Source organism: Microbacterium sp. RU1D, assembly GCF_900156435.1.
Lineage (GTDB): Bacteria > Actinomycetota > Actinomycetes > Actinomycetales > Microbacteriaceae > Microbacterium.
Genome location: NZ_FTPQ01000003.1, coordinates 127,063 through 147,248, shown reverse-complemented (window position 1 = coordinate 147,248; position 20,186 = coordinate 127,063). Strand labels below are relative to the sequence as shown.

Sequence of the window (20,186 nt, the reverse complement as noted above, 5' to 3'; positions counted from 1 at the left end):
TCCCGAGGAGGCACCGAGTGATCGCCTACAGCCTTCACGATGGCGCCGCCGAGATCGTCCTCGACGCCCCCGCACGTCGCAACGCCCTCGGCCTCGACGACCTGCGCGCGCTCGCCGCGGCTTACGACCGCGCCGAGGCGGAAGGCGCGCGCGCCGTCCTGTTGCGCGGCGAGGGACCCGCGTTCTGCGCCGGGCGCGACATCTCCGGTGTCGATCCGGCGACCGACGACGTCGCCGGATACCTCGACGACACCCTGACACCACTGCTGCGACGCATGGCCGCATTCCCCGCACCCACGTTCGCCGTCGCCCACGGCGCCTGCCTGGGCGTCGGTCTCGGCCTGCTCATCGCCACCGACGTCGTCTACGTCGCCGACACCGCGAAGATCGGTTCGCCCTTCGCGGCTCTCGGTGCGACCCTCGATTCCGGTGGTCACGCGTTGTTCGCCGAGCGGCTCGGCATCCACGCGACCCTCGACCTGATCTACACCGGTCGCCTGTTGACGGGCGAGGAAGCGGTGCGGGCGGGCCTCTTCTCGCGCGTGCTCCCCGCCGCCGAGGTGCAAGATGCCACGACCCTCGCCGCCATCCGCGCGGCGGCCGGCCCCACCGCCGCCTTCCGCGCGAGCAAGCGCATCGTCACGGCCATCCGCGACGAGCGCCTCGGACTGTGGGATGCCATGGCCCTGGAGAACCGCGCCCAGGCAGCGCTCGCGGCCACGGACGACTACCGCGAGGGGTTCGCGGCGTTCCAGGCGAAGCGCGCCCCGACGTTCACGGGCCGCTGACGCCCCGGCTACTTTGCGCTGCTGCCGCACCCTGGCGTCCGGGCCGGGGAGCCGGCATCCGCCTGCCGAGACGGCCTCTCGCCGACGTGGTCGACGCACGCGGCGACGGAGGTGTCAGCGCACACGCCGTCTCGCCGCGCCGACGCGGATCAGGATGCCACACCCCCCCGCGTCCGGACGTGACGATGCCCCGGCACACCGGCCGGGGCATCGTCGAAACGCGTCAGCGTGTCACGCGCGCGTCACGCGGCGTTGGTCACCGCGAATTGCACCGATCCCTGCGGATCGATCTGCGCGTCGAGCACACGGTCATCGAGCACCGCGGCGGCGTCGGTGTCGAGAAACACCCGGGCCCCGGAGTTCTCGACGACGGTGTCGGCCGGCTCGGGCGCGTCGACGACCGAGAGCGCGAACTGCGACTCGGGCGAGCCTGCTCCGGCGATGCGCACGCCGCCCTGCGGGGCGTCCGGGAACTGCGCGGTGATGGTCTTGACGGCGGTCGTGGCCTCTTCGGTGAGCGTCAGCATGGGTGACTCTCCTTCTCTGATCGACGACAGGAGTCAGCCACGATGCCGAGAATCGCGCCGGCTCTCAACTCCTCGCAACCATTGCCAGGGGTTTCTCACCGGCCGTCCAGGCGTCAGGGGAGCAGGCCCGCGCGCCGCGCTCGGGTCACCGCCGCGTGCCGCGTCGAAGCGTCGAGCTTCGACATCGCCGACGCCAGGTACGACTTCACGGTGGTCGCGCGCAGACCCAGGGATGCCGCGATCTCGCCGTTCGTCGAGCCCACCGCGGCGCACGCGAGCACGTCGATCTCGCGCCGGGACAGGTGAACGTCGGTGTCGACGCCCGGGGCCGGGCTGTCGCCGGTGAGCGCGGCGAGGCGCGCCTCGATGTCCTCGAGCCGTCGGCGCACGGCGTCGTCGCCGACGGTGGCGGCGAGGCTGCGCAGCTGCGCGTAGCTCTCGCGGATCTCCTCGCGAGCGCCCGCGCTCAGACCGCCTTCCGGGCTCGGCGCCGCCGCCATCCGGCGCTCCACCTCCGCGCGCACGCGCAGCTCCGTGCCGAGCTCGCCGGCCACGTCGAACGCTGGTCGCGCCTCGACCTCGCCGACCTGGGCCTGCGCCCAGGACCCGCAGTACAGGATGCCGCGCGCCGCACCGCCGACCAGCACGGGCACGGCGAAGAGCGTGGCGATGCCCTCGCCCAGGATCGCGCGGTCGTAGTCGTGCGTGATCGATCGCGAGGTGCGGTAGTCCAGCGTCATGCGGGGGCGCCGCTCGACGAGGGCGCGGCCGCCGAGGCCGCGCGTCGCGTGGACGACAAGCCCCTCGATGCTGCGCGTCCGGGCGCCGACGATGGTCGACACGTGCACCGCGCCGTCGTGCTCGAGGCCGCCGAAGGCCACGGGGAAGTGCGTGCGCCGGGCGAGCTCGCTCACCGCATGCGACACCAGTCTCGTGTCGTCTCGAAGTGTGGACGGTGCAGCCACGCACTACCTACTTCCGGGGGTGACGGCTTCCTCGCCGCGTTTCGTAGCGTCGACCCTACCACCGGGGAAGCGCCAGCCGACCCGGACTTTTCCCCCGCACGGCGCAGTGTTGCGCCGTATTCATGAGGCAAGGAGGCCACATGACGGACCGTCGCATCGACGGCGCCCACACGGGCGGCGTCGACTACATCGCGGTCGAGGAGTCCGCCCCGTTCCGGGAGTTGAAGCGGCGGCAACGCAGCTTCGTCTTCCCGCTCGCGGTGGCGTTCCTCGTCTGGTACTTCGTCTACGTCCTGCTGTCGTCGTTCGCCCCGGGCTTCATGGCCCAGCCGGTGTCGGGCGCGATCACGGTGGGGCTCCTGTTCGGGCTCGGGCAGTTCGTGACCACGTTCGCCATCACGATGGGCTACGTCGCCTACGCCAACCGGCGACTCGACCCCGGGGCCGAGGCCCTTCGCAGTGAACTCGAGCGCGTCGAGGGAGGCCGCTCGTGAACGACATGCTCGCCGCCGTGGATGCCGCCGTGCAGACGGTCGAGAACAACCCGGTGCTCAACATCTCGATCTTCGGCGCGTTCGTCGCCGTGACGCTGTTCATCGTCATCCGGGCCAGCCGCAACAGCAAGACCGCGGCCGACTACTACGCAGCCGGTCGCTCGTTCACGGGACCCCAGAACGGGTTCGCCATCGCCGGCGACTACCTCTCGGCCGCGTCGTTCCTCGGGATCGTCGGCGCCATCGCGATCAACGGCTACGACGGCTTCCTCTACTCCATCGGGTTCCTGGTGGCCTGGCTCGTGGCCCTGCTCCTGGTCGCCGAGCTCATGCGCAACACCGGCAAGTTCACGATGGCCGACGTGCTGTCGTTCCGTCTCAAGGAACGGCCGGTGCGCATGGCCGCCGCGATCACGACGCTCGCGGTGTGCTTCTTCTACCTCCTCGCGCAGATGGCCGGCGCCGGCGGGCTCGTCTCGCTGCTGCTGGGGATCACCGAAAAGGTCGGACAGTCGGTCGTGGTGGCGGTGGTCGGCGTGCTGATGATCGTCTACGTGCTCATCGGCGGCATGAAGGGCACGACCTGGGTGCAGATCGTGAAGGCCTTCCTGCTCATCGGCGGCGCCGTCGTCATGACGGTGTGGGTGCTCGCGATCAACGGCTTCAGCCTGAACACGCTTCTCGAGAGCGCCGTGGCGGCCTCTCCCAAGGGCGACGCGGTGCTCGCACCGGGCCTGCAGTACGGCAAGAACCCCTGGGACTTCATCTCGCTCGCCCTGGCTCTCGTGCTGGGCACCGCGGGCCTGCCGCACGTGCTGATGCGCTTCTACACGGTGCCCACGGCCAAGGAGGCGCGCCGTTCGGTGGTCTGGGCCATCTGGCTGATCGGTCTCTTCTACATCCTCACCCTCGTGCTCGGTTACGGTGCGGGCGCCCTCGTCGGGGCGGACACGATCCTCGCGGCCCCCGGCGGGGTCAACGCCGCGGCGCCCCTGCTGGCGTTCGCCCTCGGTGGGCCGCTGCTGCTCGGCTTCATCTCGGCGGTGGCGTTCGCGACGATCCTCGCGGTCGTGGCCGGGCTGACGATCACCGCGGCCGCGTCGTTCGCGCACGACATCTACGCCAACGTGGTGAAGAAGGGTGACGTGCCGCCCGACGGCGAGGTCAAGGTCGCACGACGCACGGTGATCGTCATCGGCATCCTGGCCATCCTCGGTGGCATCGGCGTCCAGGGGCAGAACGTGGCCTTCCTTGTCGCGCTCGCCTTCGCGGTCGCGGCCTCGGCCAACCTGCCGACGATCCTGTTCTCGCTGTTCTGGCGCAAGTTCACCACGCGCGGCGCGGTGTGGAGCATGTACGGCGGGCTCGGCTCGGCGCTCGTGCTCATCATGCTCTCGCCGGTGTTCTGGGGAACGCCGACGAGCGTGTTCGTGAACACCGGAGTGGCGATCTGGCCGCTGAACAACCCCGGCATCGTGTCGATCCCGCTCGGCTTCTTCCTGGGCTGGCTGGGGTCGGTAACCTCGCGCACGGCTGAGGATCGGCGCAAGGCCGCCGAGATGGACGTGCGATCCCTCACCGGTTTCGGCGCCGAGAAGGCCTCGAACCACTGATCCGGCCACGCCCGGTCCCGCTCCGGTGGGGCCGGGCGTCGTCGTGAGCGCCGCGCACCCGACGCTCGGTTCGGGTCACCGTCTGGCGTCGCCCACCGCGCACCACCGCGGAGCAGCCACCGCCTCACCCCGCGGCGCGCAGCCGCTCCCCGAGAACGACCCTGCTCTCGAGATCGAGCAGGTGCTCCTTCACCTCGGGGTGTCCGCCGTACTCGCCGATCGAGCCGTCGGCGCGCACGACCCGATGGACGGGGACGACGATCGAGAAGGGGCTCGACGCGCACGCCGTCCCGACCGCGCGAGCGGCGCGCGGGGCGTCGGCCATGAGCGCCACCTCTCCGTACGACGCCACCTCGCCATAGGGGATCCCGCGCGTCGCCTCCAATGCAGCGCGCGTGAACCCGCGCACGAGGCGCCAGTCGAGGGCGACGTCGAAGGCGCGCCGTTCGCCCGCGAAGTACTCGTCGAGCTGCGTGGCAAGGCTCTCGCCGACCGACGGGTCGGGCTCGGGGACGACCCCGAGCCGCTGCGAGATCTCTGCGCGGGCGAGGTCGATCCCGTCGTGTGCGACGTCGAGGCGCACGAGGGCGTCGTCGATGAACGTCAGCAGGATCGGCCCGACGGGGCCGTCGTATTCGGTGCTCGTGACTGTGTTCATGCCCTCATCCTCTTCCCCGTCATCGAGCCCCGCGGAGCCGTCGCCGGGAAGTGGGGAGGATGCCGGTCATCGGGCGCCTGGGGAGGAAGAGCCGGTGGCGCGGCGTGTCGCCGATTGTCGCGAAACTCGCCGCCGCTGCGCGCGTTCCCCGGTCGCCCGGCTTAGTCTGACAGGTGTGTGGCGAGCTGAGGACGGTACCGTGATCGGTGCCGACGGAGACGATTCGACGTCGTCCGTCGATCCGGGCGAGCTGCGATTGTCGGAGCCCGGCATCGTGGTCCGCCACGTCGCCGACCCCGAGCGCGATCGCATCCGCGCCGAGGCGGCAGCTCTCGGCGGGCGATCGACGTTGCTGCGCTTCGACGACGCGCTCGATGCGGGCATCGACATCACCAAGGCGCACCCGGGGTCGCTCCCGCAGTTCATCACCGGGCGCGCGACGATGCTCTCCAACCTCTTCCGCGACGAGGTGGCGTTGCGCACGGCCCGCATGGCCGCCGATCGCATCACCGCGAAGAACGTCGAGTTGCGCACCGCGCGCGGCCTCGAGCCGGTGCACCTCGCCGTGGGTCTGTCGGCGTGGAAGATCGGGGGAGTGGAGTGGTCGGCCCCCGTACTGCTGCGTCCGCTCGCCATCCGCCGTCACCATGGCGACTTCGAGCTCAAGCTGCACGGCGCCTTCGTGATGAACCCCGAGCTCTCTCGCGCGTTCCGCACGCACCTCGGCATCCAGATCGACAGCGCCGCCCTCGCGGGTCTCGCGTACGACCAGGGCGTGTTCAAGCCGCAGCCCGTCATCGACCACATCCGTCGCCTGACCTCGCACGTGCCGACCTTCGTGGTGCACCCGCGCCTGGTCATCTCGTCGTTCGCCGACGTCAGCTCGGGCATGGCGCGCGACACCCACGACCTCGACGACCCGCTGCTGAACGCCCTCGCCGGCCACGCCGACGACCGCGCGCGCATCACCGTGCGGCGCGCCGACCCCGTCGTCGTCAGTCCCGACGAGCGCGCGCCCGCCGCCGACACCCTGCTGCTCGACGCCGACGCCGAGCAGGAGCGCGTGCTCGCCCGCATCGCCGCCGGTCACTCCCTCGCCGTGCACACGCTGCCCGGCACCGGAGGCACGCAGACCGTCATCAACGCGATCGGTCAGCTCGTCCACGAGAACAAGCGCGTGCTCGTCGTCAGCGCCCGCCGCTCCACCCTCGACGGCATCCGTCACCGCCTCGCCGGCGTCGGCCTCACCGGACTCGCCGTCTCGCCGCATCACGTGCGCCGCGACCTCATCCGCGCGATCGGCCGCAACGAGAAGGCCGAGCAGCCCAAGGTCGCCGAGATCGACGACGCCCTCGTGCGCCTTCGCACCGTGCTGCGCGACTACCGCTCGGCCGTGACCGAGCCGCATCTCGCGCTCGGCGTCTCCGCGCTCGACGTCCTGCGCGCGCTGACGTCGTTGGCATCCACCTCTCCCGCTCCCTCCACCGAGGCGCGGTTCGACCTCGCGACGCTCGAGCGTCTCGCCGGCCGTCGCGACGCCGCCGCCCGCGCCCTCGCGATGGCCGCACGGCTCGGCGAGTTCCGCTTCGGACCCGACGACTCGCCGTGGTACGGCGTCAGCTTCACCCGCACGGAAGACGCGCGCGCCGCGCACGACCTGGCCGGCAAGTTGCACGCCAACGATGTGCCCCGCCTGCTCGAGCGCGGCTACGAGCTGATCGCGCAGACGCGCATGCGGCCGTTCCAGACGGTATCCGAGCTCGGCGCGTACCTGAAGCTCCTGCAGGGGATCCGCGAGTCGCTCGACCGCTTCAGCCCCAGCGTCTTCGAGCGCCCGCTCGGCGAACTGATCGACGCGCACTCGCCGCGTCGCGACACGTCGGCGATGAGCGGTCCGAACCGTCGACGCCTCAAGCGCCTGTCGAAGGAGTACGTGCGTCCGGGCGTGCACGTACCCGACATGTACGAGGCGCTCGTGCGCATCCAGCAGCAGCGCACAGAGTGGCAGCGCGTCGTCGAGGCCGGCGTCACCCCCGAGGTGCCGCTGGGACTCGCTGACGTGCACGTCGCCTGGCAGCGCACCGACGCCCTGCTCGGCGAGCTCGACCAGATCCTCGGCCGTCAGGGATCCGACCGCCTGGCGACGCTGCCCGTGCAGCGCCTGGTCCGCACGCTCGCGGGCCTCGCCGCCGAGTCGACCTTCTTCGACAACCTCGTCGAGCGTGCGCAGCTGCGCTCCGAGCTCGCCCGCCTCGGCCTGGAGCAGCTCCTCGTCGAGCTGTCGGTGCGTCATGTTCCTGAGGAGCGCGTCGGCGACGAGCTCGAGTTCGCGTGGTGGCAATCGGCCCTCGAGCACCTCCTGCGCACCGACCGCGCGCTGCTCGGCGCCAACACGAGCGTCGTCGACCGCCTGGAGCGCGACTTCCGTCTCGTCGACGAGGCGCACGCGGCCGCCGCGGGACCCCTGCTCGCCGCCCAGCTGGCTACCCAATGGCGCATCGGCATCGTCGACCACGCCGACGAGGCCGCGGCCCTCAAGCGCGCTCTGAAGGACGGCCTGCACACCGCGCAGGAGATCTCGGATGCCGCCCCGACGCTGCTGCGCACCCTCGCGCCGGTGTGGCTGGCGTCGCCGTACGAGGTGCCCGACGTGCCGCACGACCTGGCGTTCGACGTCGTCATCATCGCGGATGCCGCGGCCCTGTGCCTCGCCGAGGCGACGCCGGCACTCCGCCGCGCCCGGCAGGTCGTGCTGTTCGGCGATCCGGTCGTGCAGAAGCCCACGCCCTTCCGGGTGAGCGCGGCGATCGCCGCCGCACCCGACGATGCCGACGAGGTCCCGTTCGACGAGACCTCGGTCTTCGAGCGCATTGCCGAGCTGCTGCCCGTCGAGACGCTCACCCGCAGCTACCGCGCGGGAGGAGAAGATCTCTCGCAGCTGGTCAACGACGCCTTCTACGGCGGCGAGATCGTGTCGCTTCCCTGGGCGGGGTCGTACCTGGGCCGCGGCAGTCTGAGCGTCGACTACGTGGAGGGCGGTGTCGGCGCGCCCGACCCCGTCAGCGGCGCCGTCGAGAGCCCCGACGCCGAGGTCGCCCGCGTGGTGACCCTGGTGGTCGAGCACGCCGTGAACCGCGCCTCGGAGTCGCTCATGGTCGTCACCGCGAGCCGCAAGCACGCCGAGCGCGTGCGCGCCTCGGTCGTGGCCGCGCTGGCCGGCCGTTCCGACGTCGCCGAGTTCGTCTCGCGGGATGCCGCCGAGCCCTTCGCCGTGCTCACCCTCGAGGAGTCCGTGGCCGAGAGCCGCGACCGCGTGGTGTTCTCGCTCGGCTTCGGCCTCACGCGTCACGGGCGCGTGCTCAGCGACTTCGGCGACCTGTCCACGCCCGACGGGGAGCGCCTGCTCACGGTCGGCATGACCCGCGCGCGTCGCTCGATGGTGATCGTGTCGTCGATCCGCCCCTCGGCGTTCGACGACGGCCGCCTCGAGCATGGTGCCGCCACCCTCATGGGCATCCTCGGCAACGTCGCGGCCCGCGGCCGCGAGAGCCGCCTCGAAGACCTCGCCGACCCCCTCACCCGAGCGCTCGCGCGGGAGTTGCGCCGCCTGGGCGTCGAGGTCGACGTCGACTACCGCGGACTGCTTCCCCTCGTCGCCCGCTACAAGGGCAAGGCCGTGGTGGCCGAGAGCGACCCCGAGACGATCGGCGAGTCGCTGCGCGAGACGCTGCGCCTGCGCCCGCAGATCCTGCGGCGCCTCGGCTGGCACTACGTGCGCGTGCACGCGTTCGACCTCTACAGCGACCCCGCCGGCGTCGCTGCGCGCATCGCGGAGCTGCTCGGCATCGCTCCCGACGACGCCGCCACGCCCGACTCGACGACCGAGCCCCTCGATCTGCCCGGCTGATCCCGCGATGACGGACAATCCGGATGCCACGGGCTCCGGTGCCGCGCCGGTGGGCCCGGTCCCTTCGACGGGCACAGGGACTTCGGGTGGCCCAGCGTCGGTGGCTGAGCCTGTCGAAGCCTCTGACCCTGCGCTCGATCCGGACCCGTCGAGGGGCTCAGGGATCTCCGACACTCCCGCCGAGCGTCAGCCCGTCGTCCGGGTGCGCGGCGCCCGCCGCGCGCGCCTCCTCGCGGCACCGGGGACCACAGCCGAACCGGCACCCGCCGACGACCCCGCACGCGGCACGGGTGCCCGCCCCACGGCATCCGGGCCCAACGACGAGCGCATGATGCGCGAGGTCCCCCCGCACTACTGACCTCCGACGGCGACGGCGCCCGTACCGGAACCCGTGGTCCCGGCGCGGACGCCGCGTCGTCGGCTCGAGGCCAATCAGATCTTGTTCTGACGCTCCAGCAGGTCGCGGATCTGCACGAGCAGCTCCTGCTCCGTCGGCAGCTTCGGCTCCTCGGATGCCGCCTCGTTCACACCGGCGCGGGCCGCGGCGCGGGCCTTCCAGCGGTTCATGGGGTACACGAACACGAAGTAGACGATCGCAGCGACCGCGAAGAAGTTGATGATCGCCACGAGGATGGCGCCGAACTCGAACGTCGACGTGCCGCCCAGGAGAGTCGGCACCGTGAGGTTGAGGTCGCTCAGGTCGCCGACCTGGAACAGGAACCCGATCAGCGGATTGATCAGGCCCTGCACGATGGCATTGACGATGGCGGTGAAGGCCGCTCCGATGACGACGGCGACCGCGAGGTCGATCACGTTGCCGCGGAGGATGAACTCCTTGAATCCCTTGATCATGCGCTGGCTCCCCTTCTGCCGCGCCGACCCGGGCTCAGGAGGCCGAAGAGGGAGCGGACGTCTTCGTTTCCGACTTCGATGATGTCGAAGAACCCGACGACGCGCCACCGGAGGACGACGTGCTCGACCCGCGGGAGTCGGTGCGGTAGAACCCCGACCCGTTGAAGGTGACGCCTATCGACCCGTACTGCTTGCGCACCTCGCCGCCGCACTCCGGGCACTCGGTGAGCGCCGCGTCGGAGAAGGACTGCACGGCGTCGAAGCGGTGTCCGCACTGCTTGCAGGCGTAGGAGTAGGTGGGCATGGGTCTTCTTTCGGGTGTTCAGGCGTGGTGGGAGGCGAGGGCGATGGTGCGCGTGGGCGTGACCACGCCCGTGACGGGCTGATCGTGCACGTCGCGCGGCACGTCGTCGACGAATTCGGAGTCGAAGATCACCGCGTACACGGGCGGGCACTTCTCCATCGAGCCGAGGGTCTTGTCGAAGTAGCCGCGGCCCCAGCCCAGGCGCATGCCGTGGCGGTCGACGGCGGCGGCGGGGATGACGAGCAGGTCGACGTCGTTGACGGCGATGGGGCCCAGCACATCGCCGACGGGCTCGGGCAGGCCGAACAGTCCCTCGGCGATCTCGGCGTCGGCCGTGGCCACGCTCCAGTCGAGCAGCCCGTCCTCGCGCGTGATGGGAAGGAGTACCCGGATGCCGCGCGCCACCGCCGCGGACACGAAGGAGTGCGTGCCCGGCTCGGTCGGCGTCGAGAGGAAGCAGGAGATGCTGCGGGCCCCGAGTCGATCGACGAGAGCGTCGAGCTGTTCCTTGACGCCGGCCTCCGCCGCTTCGCGGGAGTGGGACGACACGATCTGGCGACGTTCGCGCAGATCGGCGCGCAGTGCGCGCTTGGCCTGCTCGATGCGATCCGGCATGCGGGTAAGTCTACGTGCGCGCGTGTTGACGACGGCGTGGCTCGCTCCCGCTAGGGTATGCCCATGCCTCATAAGCCCTTCAAGGCCGTGATTCCGGCCGCAGGACTCGGTACTCGCTTCCTCCCCGCCACCAAGGCGATGCCCAAGGAGATGCTGCCGGTGGTCGACAAACCGGCCATCCAGTACGTCGTCGAAGAGGCGACCGGTGCCGGCATCCAGGACGTCCTGATCATCATCGGACGCAACAAGAACAACATCGCCAACCACTTCGACTCGATGCCGGAGCTCGAGACGAAGCTCCGCGAGAAGGGCGACCACGACAAGCTCGCCAAAGTCGAGCACTCGTCCGACCTCGCCGACGTGCACATGGTGCGTCAGGGTGAGCCCAAGGGCCTCGGTCACGCGGTGCTGCGCGCCCGCAGCCACGTCGGCGACCACCCCTTCGCAGTCCTCCTCGGCGACGACCTGATCGATGAGCGCGACCCGCTGCTCGAGAAGATGATGGCCGAGTACGACAAGCGCGGCGCGACGGTCATCGCCCTCATGGAGGTCGATCCCTCGCAGATCCACCTCTACGGCGTCGCCGCGGTCGAGCCGACCGACGACGACGGCGTGGTCAAGGTCACACAGCTCGTCGAGAAGCCGAAGGCCGAAGACGCGCCCTCGAACCTCGCCATCATCGGCCGCTACGTGCTCGGTCCCGACGTGTTCGACATCCTCGAGCGCACGGAGCCCGGCAAGGGCGGCGAGATCCAGCTGACCGACGCTCTCGAGGAGCTCGCGACCGGCGGCGGCGACGGGGGCGGCGTGTACGGCGTGGTGTTCCGCGGACGTCGTTACGACACCGGCGACCGCGTCGACTACATCAAGGCCATCGTGCAGCTCGCCGCCGACCGCGACGACCTGGGTCCGGCCCTGCGTCCGTGGTTCAAGGAGTTCGCGCAGGGTCTCTGACCCGGCGGAGCGTTATGGATCTATCGATCCCGAGGCGGCACGGCGAAGTGTCGATCCGTCTCATCCGCAACCGCGATGCGCGAGTGCTGCAGCAGCAGCTCATCGACAACCGGTCGTGGTTGCGCCCGTGGGAGGCGACGAGCCCCGACGGCCCCGTGTCGTTCGACATGCGGCTCGGCATCCGTCGCCTCCTCCAGCAGTACCGTGACGGCCTCGGCGTCCCCTTCGTGATGGCATGGGACGACGAGGTCGCCGGTCAGCTGAACGTGTGGGGCGTCTCGCGCGGCTCGCTCGCCTCGGCGACGATCGGCTACTGGGTGGCTGAGGAGTTCGCCGGGCGGAACATCACGACGGTGAGCGTCGCGATGGCCACCGACGTGTGCTTCACCGAACTCAACCTGCACCGCGTGGAGATCTGCATCCGTCCCGAGAACCACGCGAGCCTGCGCGTGGTCGAGAAGCTCGGCTTCCGGTACGAGGGGCTCCGTCGCCGCTACATCCACATCGACGGGGACTGGCGCGACCACTACGCCTTCGCCCTGGTGCGCGAAGAGGTGCCGCACGGCGTGCTCGACCGGTGGACGCGGGGGCAGGTGCCGCCCGACGCGGCGCGCATCCCTCCGGCGGACCGCCTCTGAGCCGTCGGCGCGCCGCGCCCTCCGGTCTCGAGACGGCATCTCGCTGACATTTCGGTTGCAGGATGCCGCCGACCTGTCAGCAAGAGGCTTTCTCGCGTCTGAGCAGATTCCCGAGATTCGGCCCGCCCGACACGCGGGAGGATGCCGAGGTGTGATCTCTCGGTGACCTACCTTTATCCCATGGGTGGCCAGGTGCTGAGCGGCGGGGTGATCGTCTTCGTGGCGGTCGCGCTGTGGTTGGTCTATCTCCTGCCGTCGTGGCAGAGCCGGCACCGGTTCACCTCCGCCGAACGAAACGCCGTGCGTCTCAACCAGGCCCTTCGCGTGCTCGCCGAGACCGCCGAGACGCCGCGCGAAGTGCACCTCGAGTTGACGACCCGCACCGCGCATCAGCAGCAGAAGCTCGCGCGTCAGATGCAGGCGCAGAAGGCGCAGACCGAACTCGCCGCCGCCAAGGCGCGCCTGGAGGTCGCGAAGCTCGAGAGTGCGCGCGACCGCGACGTGGTGAAGGAGCAGCGCGCGGCCGCGATCGAGCTGGCTCGCGCCGAGCGCGCCGCCGCCGTCGAGGTCGCCCGCGCGGAACGCGCTGCGGCGCTGGAGAAGACGCGCGCCGAACGCGCCGCCGCCGTGGAGCGCGCCCGCGCCGAGCAGGCCGCCGCGGTCGCCGTCCCCGCGGCTCGTCGCTCGCGCGCCCGTCGTCGCTTCCGCCTCACCGTCTCGGTCGCACTGCTGGCCGGGCTCATCGCCGCCGGCTTCGGTGCCGTGCAGATCGTCGGGGGAGCGTCCCCGGTGGTCCTCATCGCCGGTGCCGCCGTCGTGCTGGCATCCCTCGTCATCCTGCGCCGGATCTCGGTCGTCGCCGCGCGCATCGCCGCGCGTCCGGCAGAGGTGTCGGTGCGCCGCGCGGTGGGCGAGGTGCAGGACGTCGCCCTCGTGCCCGAGCCGCGCCCGACGTGGACGCCGCGCGAGCTGCCCCGCCCTCTCGTCGCCTCGGTCGGCTCTCGTGCCGCCGCCGCGGTCGACGAGCAGCTCGCCCGCGAGGCCCTGCGGGCCGCCGCCCGCGAAGAGGCCGCCCGGCACCTCGCCGCCGAGCAGGCCCCCACGCCGATCGAGACGGCGCGCCCGGCCGCTGCCGCTCCCGTCGCCTCGCCGTACGCGGCCATGGGCTACGTCGACGACAGCGAGATCGAGAGCCACGTCCAGCGCCTTCTCGCGCGTCGGGCATCGGGGGAGTAAACCCGCGCGCCGCGGCGCGGCTGCGGTTCCTTCGCGACATCATGCGCGTGGCGGCATATCGTTTCGTCGCGACGTCGGACGGCGCGCCCGGGCTGCGCCCCGCGTCGGGTGACGTCCACGTGACGTGATAGTGTTGACGAGGTTTCCGGGCCTGTGGCGCAGTTGGTAGCGCGCCTCGTTCGCATCGAGGAGGTCAGGGGTTCGAATCCCCTCAGGTCCACCACAGAGAGAACGGCGCTCCTCCTCGAGAGGGGCGCCGTTCTCTTTCTTCGTGCGATGCTCCTCGCTCCTGGACGACTCGCGCCAGGAGCCGGCCGGGAACGTTCGGCGGCAGCGACGATGCACGCCGAAGCGCCTTTCTCGCCCGCGCGTCGGGCTCAGTCCGCCGCGGCTCCCTCGGCCCACCCACCCGGGGCGGCCACGTTGAACATCCACGCCACGCCCCACGGGTCGACGACCTCGCCGTAAAAGTCCCCCCACACCTGCTTCTCGAGCGGCTGCACCACCTCGGCGCCGCGCTCGACGAAGCGGTCGTAGAAGCCGCGGACGCGGTCGAACTCGTCGCTCATGAACGCGGCGTGCGTGCGGCTGGCGCCCCACCCCTGGGCGGGCTCGTCGAAGCCGTCGGCGCCCATCACGGTGAAGCCCTCGGCGCGCAGCTCGGAGTGCATCACGCCGTCGACCGGCGCGTTGGGGATGCCGAAGTCGGCGAATGTGTTGATCGTCAGGTCGCCGCCGAAGACCGACTGGTAGAAGGTCATCGCCTCACGGGCGGCGCCGGCGAACGAGATGTAGACGACGAGAGAGGTCGACATGGTGGCATCCTTCATCCACGGGAACGGATCGGGCCTCACGTTAGTCCTGTGGTGGGGAAGAGGGAAGGTCCGTCACGCGCCCCGGAACGTGCGCAGCTGCGCGAGCAGGCGGGGTGCGCTCGCGTCGAAGGTCCGACCCCCGATGAGGATTCCGACCACGAAGACCGCGACACCCAGCACGGGGCCGATCCCGAGGGCGATCCACCCCGTGGTCGCGGATCCCGTGACGGTGGAGATGATCGCGGGGACCACCGCCGGCAGCGACACGACCGCGACCAGACCCCAGCAGAGCAAGAACGCCAGGAACATCGAGAACGTCGACCCCGGAACCCGCTTGAAGGGCGAGTCGCCCGGGGCGGGGGTGGGAACGACGAGGAGTGCGGAGCTGACGGCGCTGACGCCCAGGCCGACCAGGGTGAGCGCGAGCGAGGCACCGAGGACGGCCGGCAGGAGATCCCACCGCCCTGCGATGGCGACGGTGGCGATGTCGATGATCAGCACGAGCGGGACGCTGATGGTCGCCGCGCCCAGCATGCGTCCGAGGCGGTCGTCTCGCCCCGTGATCCCCGTCTGCAGCACCGTCGCGAAGGCCGTTCCGTCGTAGGAGACGTCGGTGTAGGCCAGGACGCCCGCGAAGAAGCCCACCAGCAGCCCAGACAGCGCGAACAGGGGCCCCGACGTCTGGCCACCGGAGTACACGAGCATCAGCACCGGCATGACCGGCAGGATGAGCAACTGCCGCAGGTAGCGCATGTCGCGCGTCCACGACGTCAGCGATCGCGCCCACGTCGCGCCGACGGGGGTGGAGGGCATGACGCCGAACCACCCGAGCGAGCCGGACCGCCCCCGTGCGGCCGAGCGGGTCGGCGCGGCGACGACCGATGCCGACAGGCTCCGCCACCACAGGAACCACAGCAGCGCGAGGGTTGCCGCCGCGATGAGCAGGCGGAGAACGCCGGTGAGCCAGGAACCGGTGGCCAGGTCGCCGGGCACGGCCCAGGCGGCGCCGATCGGCGTCCACGACAGAGCGTCGACGATGCTCTGCAGCTGCACCCCCTGATCGGTGGCGGCGCGCAGGGCGTTCATGACGCCGATCAGCAGCGGACTCGCGAAGATCAGCGCGAGGAAGCCGACGAGCCCCACGACCTCGCGCGTCCGGCGCCCGCCGCCCAGCCCTCCGGCCAGCGCAGCGACCGCCCGCGATGCCACCACGCAAATGAGGACGCCCAGCGGCACGCACACGACCGCGGCGATCGCGGCCACCGGCTCGCGCGCCCACACCAGGAACGTCGCGAGCGCGCCGAGCGAGGTGGCGATGCCGGGCACACCGGTGACGCCGCCGGCGGTGATGGCGGTCATCATCTGCCGCGTCGTCATCGGGAAGGGCGCGAGCTTGGCGGGGTCGAGAGTGGTGTCGATCCCCGCGGCGAACACCGGTCCGATGACCCAGCCGAGCGTGAGCAGCGCGCCCGCGGCCGTCACGGCGGCGCGCGCGATGTCGAAGTCGAGGGTGCCGACGAAGAACAGCCCCACTCCCACGAGGAGCAGCATCCACAGCGCGCCCAGCACACCGAGGATGAAGCCGACCAGCTGCATCGGGCTCCGCGTCAGGGTGTTGCCCAGCACGCGGAACCGGATCTTCAGGACTGTCGCAACCACTGCGGCCCCTCCGAGTGGTGACGGCCGCCCACGAGGTCAACGAACCGGTCTTGCAGGGTCTGGGTGCCGCGCACCTCGTCGACGGTCCCGGATGCCAGCAGCCGGCCCTGCGCGATGACGGCGACGTGGTCGCACATGCGCTGAACGAGGTCCATCGAGTGACTCGACACGATGACCGTGCCACCCGACGCGGTGTAACCGCGCAGGATGTCCTCGATGTTCGCCGCGGAGACCGGATCGACGGACTCGAACGGCTCGTCGAGGACGAGCAGGCGCGGCGCGTGCACCAGGGCGCACGCCAGCGCCACCTTCTTCGTCATGCCCGCGGAGTAGTCCACGACGGGCGTTCCCGCCGCCTCGCCGAGGTCCATGATGCGCAGGAGGTCGGCGGTGCGCGAGGCGACCTCGTCGCGGGGGAGGCCGAACATCATGCCGGTGTATGTCACCAGCTGCTCACCGGTGAGCCGGTCGAACAGGCGCACGCCGTCGGCGAGGTTGCCGATGAGCTTCTTGGCCTCGACGGGGTGCGCCCACACGTCGACGCCGTGGATGCGCGCGGTCCCGGCATCCGGGCGCAGCAGGCCCGTGGCCATCGACAGCGTCGTGGTCTTGCCGGCTCCGTTGGGTCCGACGAGACCGTAGAACGACCCGGTCGGCACGGTCAGGTCGAGCCCGGCGACGGCGACCTTCTCGCCGAAGCGCTTGGCGAGTCCGCTCAGCTGCATCGCCGGCTGCTGGTCGGTCGCGGCCGGAGGCACGACGGCATCCGGAAGGACGGCCGGAGGGGCGGGCTGCGAGGGCGCGGGCTGCGGGGGCACGGTCGGCGGGGTGTCGCGGGAGGCGTCGGTCACGATCTCGAACCTATCTGCGTCGGGCGAGCCCTTTCCAGGCCCGCGGGGGAAGTCTTCGTTCTCAGTACCGGATGGCGTCGATGACCTTCACGCGCACCGCGACGAGGGCGGGAAGCAGACCCGCGATCGCGCCGACGACGGTGGCGGCGACGAGGCCGATGATGGCGGCATCCACCGGGAACGGGGGGAAGTCCGTGACCATCCCCTGCCCGATGGCATCGCGCACGAGAGGGGATTGCACCACGAGGATCGACACGGTCACCCCCGCGGCGCCCGCGACGACGGTCGCCACGACGCTCTCGAGCATGACGGCGAAGAAGACCCGGCTTGCGGTCGCCCCGAAACTGCGACGGATGCCGATCTCGCGCACGCGCTGTGTGACGGTGACGAGCGCGATGTTGACCAGTCCCAGGGCGCCGAGAAGCAGCACGAGCACCGCGATGCCGATGACGACCAACTTCGTGACGAGGAAGGGGTCGTCGCCATAGGTCGCCCAGTCCCGCCGGTCGGCGGTCACCTCGACGCCGGTGCCGAGGGCCGCCCGCAGATCGCGCTTGACGACCTCGGTCAGCTGGTCGGCGATCTCGGGTGGCACCCACATCTCGTACGAGGGGATGACGGGCCCACCGCCGTACGGGTCGCTCTGCGCGGCGGCGGCGTCGCCGCGTTCGCCCGCGGCGGCGGCCTGCATGGCCTGCAGCTGGCCGCTCAGCATGTACATCGACGGCTCCAGCTCCCACGTGGCCGAGGGAGTCACGCCGACGACGACGGCACGCACGCCGCCGGAGGGGATGCCGGATGCCGCGTCAGGCAGGCCCTGGCCCCCGAGCGCGACCATCGGGTGGCTGTCGAGGGGCGGGCGGCCCATGCGGTCGTAGAAGATCTCGTTGACGATGAGGCGAGGCGCCAGCTGCTGGACGTCCTGCTCGGTGAACCATTCGCCCTCGGCCATGCGCACCCGGTGCATCTCGCCGAACGGCTGGTCGACGGCTTGCGTCGGAACCTGCACGATGCCGTCGCGGAACGGCACCGACTGCTGGGTCTGCACGACGCGGGTGGCATAGGAGATGTCGTAGCGCTCGACGACGTCGTCCCACGCGGCATCCATCGCGTCGGGGTCGAGGGTGCCGCCGTCGGTGCGGTAGGCCGAGACGGACAGGGCCGCGGGGCGGCCGGACTGCCGCTCGCTGAGTTCCTGGTTGGCCTGCTGCACGATCGCACCCAGGGCGACGACGGTGGTGAGCGAGCAGACGGCGACGGCCACGCCCACGAGCGAGAGCAGCACGCGGGTGCGGTGCACCCGCACCTCCTGCCAGGCCTCGAGCAGCGCGCCGACCGCGGCGCTGATCGCGCGCATCAGGCGTCGTCTCCGCGCGCGGTGCCGTCGTCCGGCGTGTCGTCCGTGCGCTCGCCGTCGAGGGTCGCCGTCCCGGTCAGCCCGAGGGCGGTGAGGGCGTCGGGCTCGCCGACGGTGGCGGCGGCGCCGGGGGCCATCTCGCGCCGGTCGCGGCGCGTGAGCGGCTCGAGCGACGGGTCGTCGACCGGGGTCAGCACGCCGCGGTCGAGGCGGAAGTGCCGCCGCGCCCGCCGCGCGATGGTCGGGTCGTGCGTGATGATCACCTGCGCGGCTCCCGTCCGCTCGGCGACCTCGTCGATGAGCTCCATCACGCTCTGACCGGTGTCGAGGTCGAGGGCGCCGGTGGGCTCGTCGGCGAGGATGAGGCGCGGTCCCCGCACGAGCGAGCGCGCGATGGCCACGCGCTGCTGCTCGCCGCCCGAGAGGCGGTCGGGCATGCTGTTCACTCGGTGCTCGAGCCCGACGAGGGCGAGCATGTCGGCGGCGATCCTCTTACGTCGCCAGAACGTCCGCCCCGAGGCGTACAGGAGGGGCATCGTCACGTTCTCGAGTGCGGTGCGCCCGGGCAGCAGGTTGAACTGCTGGAACACGAAACCGATCGCCGCCCCGCGGAGGCGGTCGCGCTGCGCCGACGAGTACGACCGCACGGGACGGTCGTCGAAGAGGATCTCGCCGCTGGTGGGCAGGTCGAGCAGGCCGAGCATGTTGAGCAGCGTCGACTTGCCGGAGCCCGAGCGGCCCACGATCGACACGTGATCGCCCGGCTCGATCTGCAGGTCGACGCCGTTCAGGATCGTCAAAGCGGGCTGATCCTGCGGGATCACCGTGCGGGTGACGTCGCGCAGCGCGAGCAGGCTCATCCGGCGACGGCCGATTCGCAGTACATCGACCCGTCGGGGTAGGTCGTGCACCCGTCGTTCGCCGGTGCCATCGCACCGGGGGCGAACTCGAGGATCTCGTCGCCCTCGGCCAGCCCCTGCGTGATCTGCACCTGCGTGCCGTCGGTGAGACCCAGCGCCACCGGACGCTCCTCGGTGGCGCCGTCGGCGCTCATGACCCACACCGTGCCGCTCTGCGCCGCCCCGCGCACCGCGGTGGTGGGGACCACGAGCACGTTCTCGGCTCGTCCACCGGCGATGGTCATCTCGGCGGCCAGTCCGGAGAACACCGTGACCTCGCCCGGCACGGTGCAGGTCGCCGTCGTCGACGAGCCGCTGCCGCCCGTGCTCGACCCGCCGGTCGCGCCGTCGTCGGTCGAGCCCCCGCCGGTGCTGCCGGCCAGGGGAGTGGTGATGCGCAGATTCCCGCACGCGAACGCGGCGGGGCCGCCGGTGATCGTCACGGTCGCCTCGGTCGGACGATCGAGCAGGCGGTACTGCTGCGCCGGTTCGAGGGTGCCGCTGACCGAGAAGGTCGGCGGAGCCACCGCGCCCGCGGTCGTCCCGATCGTGATGTCCTGCCCCGAGATCACCGAGAGCGAGCTCAGGATGCCGCCCGCCGGCGCCGCGACGTCCTCGTAGCGGAAGATCTCCGGCTTCGGCTTGCCCTCGGCATCCACGCTGTCGGCGGGGTCGCGCTCGATCGGGACCTTGACGTCGAAGACGACGTCGCCCTGATTCACGCTGGCGCCCTGGGCGATGAAGATCTTGTTCACCGTGCCCGCGGCCGTCGCCTTCATCGGCACGGCGGGGTCGGCCGCCACGGTGGCCGAGACGATCACGTCGTTGGTGATCGTCCCGAGGGCAGCGACCGTGGTCGGTTCCACGATGGTCCCGGTCGGGACGGCCGGTGAGGCATCGGCGGGGCGGTCGGGGAAGAACGCCAGCTTGATGAGAGCCGCCGCCACCAGGGCGACGAGAAGGATACGCAGAATCGGAAAGACCCACGTGCGTGCGATCCCCATGAAACCCCCCGGAACGGAAACCGTCGTCATCGAACATCACCACCCTAGGG

Annotated in this window: 19 protein-coding genes and 1 tRNA gene; 8 read left to right on the top strand and 12 right to left on the bottom strand. The window is 71.2% G+C overall.

Features of this window, described 5'->3' with window-relative positions; all coding sequences use genetic code 11:
* Positions 1 to 17 precede the first annotated feature (17 nt).
* The gene (locus B0B15_RS12880; RefSeq protein ID WP_076676715.1) at positions 18 to 788 is read left to right on the top strand and encodes an enoyl-CoA hydratase/isomerase family protein; all 771 of its coding nucleotides are present in this window, start codon (positions 18 to 20) and stop codon (positions 786 to 788) included.
* A gap of 242 nt (positions 789 to 1,030) precedes the next feature.
* Here the strand turns inward: B0B15_RS12880 and B0B15_RS12875 are convergent, their stop codons facing one another.
* Together B0B15_RS12875 and B0B15_RS12870 are read right to left on the bottom strand one after the other, a co-directional pair.
* Positions 1,031 to 1,315, bottom strand: a complete 285-nt coding sequence (locus tag B0B15_RS12875; protein ID WP_076676713.1) for a Fe-S cluster assembly protein HesB — start codon at positions 1,313 to 1,315, stop codon at positions 1,031 to 1,033.
* 113 nt (positions 1,316 to 1,428) lie between these two features.
* Complete coding sequence (locus B0B15_RS12870; RefSeq protein ID WP_306169556.1) at positions 1,429 to 2,229, bottom strand: helix-turn-helix transcriptional regulator; 801 nt, start codon at positions 2,227 to 2,229, stop codon at positions 1,429 to 1,431.
* A gap of 191 nt (positions 2,230 to 2,420) precedes the next feature.
* Between B0B15_RS12870 and B0B15_RS12865 the strand changes: the two genes are divergently transcribed.
* Both B0B15_RS12865 and B0B15_RS12860 read left to right on the top strand, forming a co-directional pair.
* Positions 2,421 to 2,774: a DUF485 domain-containing protein gene (locus B0B15_RS12865; protein WP_076676709.1), complete on the top strand. Its 354-nt coding sequence runs from the start codon at positions 2,421 to 2,423 to the stop codon at positions 2,772 to 2,774.
* A gap of 5 nt (positions 2,775 to 2,779) precedes the next feature.
* The gene (locus B0B15_RS12860; protein WP_076677606.1) at positions 2,780 to 4,387 is read left to right on the top strand and encodes a solute symporter family protein; all 1,608 of its coding nucleotides are present in this window, start codon (positions 2,780 to 2,782) and stop codon (positions 4,385 to 4,387) included.
* A gap of 124 nt (positions 4,388 to 4,511) precedes the next feature.
* Here the strand turns inward: B0B15_RS12860 and B0B15_RS12855 are convergent, their stop codons facing one another.
* A complete protein-coding gene (locus B0B15_RS12855) occupies positions 4,512 to 5,045 on the bottom strand; it encodes a methylated-DNA--[protein]-cysteine S-methyltransferase (protein WP_076676707.1) in 534 nt (177 codons plus the stop codon).
* A 199-nt stretch (positions 5,046 to 5,244) separates the two neighbouring features.
* Here B0B15_RS12855 and B0B15_RS12850 point away from each other — a divergent pair, with 199 nt between their 5' ends.
* Positions 5,245 to 8,952 (top strand): AAA family ATPase, encoded by a 3,708-nt coding sequence (locus tag B0B15_RS12850; protein WP_083709026.1) that lies wholly within the window; start codon positions 5,245 to 5,247, stop codon positions 8,950 to 8,952.
* Between the two features lie 432 nt (positions 8,953 to 9,384).
* On the opposite strand, the gene mscL is transcribed toward B0B15_RS12850, so the two are convergent.
* From mscL to B0B15_RS12830, 3 genes are read right to left on the bottom strand one after another with little or no spacing between them, the layout of a single operon-like run.
* Positions 9,385 to 9,804 (bottom strand): large conductance mechanosensitive channel protein MscL, encoded by a 420-nt coding sequence (gene mscL / locus B0B15_RS12840; protein WP_076676705.1) that lies wholly within the window; start codon positions 9,802 to 9,804, stop codon positions 9,385 to 9,387.
* A 34-nt stretch (positions 9,805 to 9,838) separates the two neighbouring features.
* Positions 9,839 to 10,108: an FmdB family zinc ribbon protein gene (locus B0B15_RS12835; RefSeq protein WP_076676703.1), complete on the bottom strand. Its 270-nt coding sequence runs from the start codon at positions 10,106 to 10,108 to the stop codon at positions 9,839 to 9,841.
* A gap of 18 nt (positions 10,109 to 10,126) precedes the next feature.
* The gene (locus B0B15_RS12830; RefSeq protein WP_076676701.1) at positions 10,127 to 10,723 is read right to left on the bottom strand and encodes a 5-formyltetrahydrofolate cyclo-ligase; all 597 of its coding nucleotides are present in this window, start codon (positions 10,721 to 10,723) and stop codon (positions 10,127 to 10,129) included.
* Positions 10,724 to 10,786: 63 nt separating this feature from the next.
* Between B0B15_RS12830 and galU the strand changes: the two genes are divergently transcribed.
* The 4 genes from galU to B0B15_RS12810 all read left to right on the top strand — a co-directional run bounded on the left by galU (position 10,787) and on the right by B0B15_RS12810 (position 13,774).
* On the top strand, positions 10,787 to 11,677 hold the full coding sequence (galU, locus tag B0B15_RS12825) for a UTP--glucose-1-phosphate uridylyltransferase GalU (protein ID WP_076676699.1): 891 nt from the start codon (positions 10,787 to 10,789) through the stop codon (positions 11,675 to 11,677).
* A gap of 14 nt (positions 11,678 to 11,691) precedes the next feature.
* Positions 11,692 to 12,315 (top strand): GNAT family N-acetyltransferase, encoded by a 624-nt coding sequence (locus B0B15_RS12820; protein WP_076676697.1) that lies wholly within the window; start codon positions 11,692 to 11,694, stop codon positions 12,313 to 12,315.
* Positions 12,316 to 12,477: 162 nt separating this feature from the next.
* Positions 12,478 to 13,551, top strand: a complete 1,074-nt coding sequence (locus tag B0B15_RS12815; protein ID WP_256334314.1) for a large exoprotein — start codon at positions 12,478 to 12,480, stop codon at positions 13,549 to 13,551.
* Positions 13,552 to 13,698: 147 nt separating this feature from the next.
* A tRNA-Ala gene (locus B0B15_RS12810) sits at positions 13,699 to 13,774 on the top strand.
* A 154-nt stretch (positions 13,775 to 13,928) separates the two neighbouring features.
* Here B0B15_RS12810 and B0B15_RS12805 read toward each other — a convergent pair.
* The 6 genes from B0B15_RS12805 to B0B15_RS16265 all read right to left on the bottom strand — a co-directional run bounded on the left by B0B15_RS12805 (position 13,929) and on the right by B0B15_RS16265 (position 20,136).
* Positions 13,929 to 14,366, bottom strand: coding sequence for a VOC family protein (locus B0B15_RS12805; RefSeq protein WP_076676693.1), 438 nt, complete (start codon positions 14,364 to 14,366; stop codon positions 13,929 to 13,931).
* 72 nt (positions 14,367 to 14,438) lie between these two features.
* Positions 14,439 to 16,025 (bottom strand): hypothetical protein, encoded by a 1,587-nt coding sequence (locus B0B15_RS12800; protein WP_076676691.1) that lies wholly within the window; start codon positions 16,023 to 16,025, stop codon positions 14,439 to 14,441.
* Positions 16,007 to 16,750 (bottom strand): ABC transporter ATP-binding protein, encoded by a 744-nt coding sequence (locus B0B15_RS12795; RefSeq protein WP_076677598.1) that lies wholly within the window; start codon positions 16,748 to 16,750, stop codon positions 16,007 to 16,009. Before B0B15_RS12795 ends, B0B15_RS12800 begins: the two co-directional genes overlap by 19 nt.
* A 187-nt stretch (positions 16,751 to 16,937) precedes the next feature.
* Positions 16,938 to 18,233: an ABC transporter permease gene (locus tag B0B15_RS12790; protein ID WP_083709025.1), complete on the bottom strand. Its 1,296-nt coding sequence runs from the start codon at positions 18,231 to 18,233 to the stop codon at positions 16,938 to 16,940.
* Positions 18,233 to 19,093 (bottom strand): ABC transporter ATP-binding protein, encoded by an 861-nt coding sequence (locus tag B0B15_RS12785; RefSeq protein WP_083709024.1) that lies wholly within the window; start codon positions 19,091 to 19,093, stop codon positions 18,233 to 18,235. Before B0B15_RS12785 ends, B0B15_RS12790 begins: the two co-directional genes overlap by 1 nt.
* A complete protein-coding gene (locus tag B0B15_RS16265; protein WP_076676689.1) occupies positions 19,090 to 20,136 on the bottom strand; it encodes a permuted SH3 domain-containing protein in 1,047 nt (348 codons plus the stop codon). Before B0B15_RS16265 ends, B0B15_RS12785 begins: the two co-directional genes overlap by 4 nt.
* Positions 20,137 to 20,186: the final 50 nt, after the last annotated feature.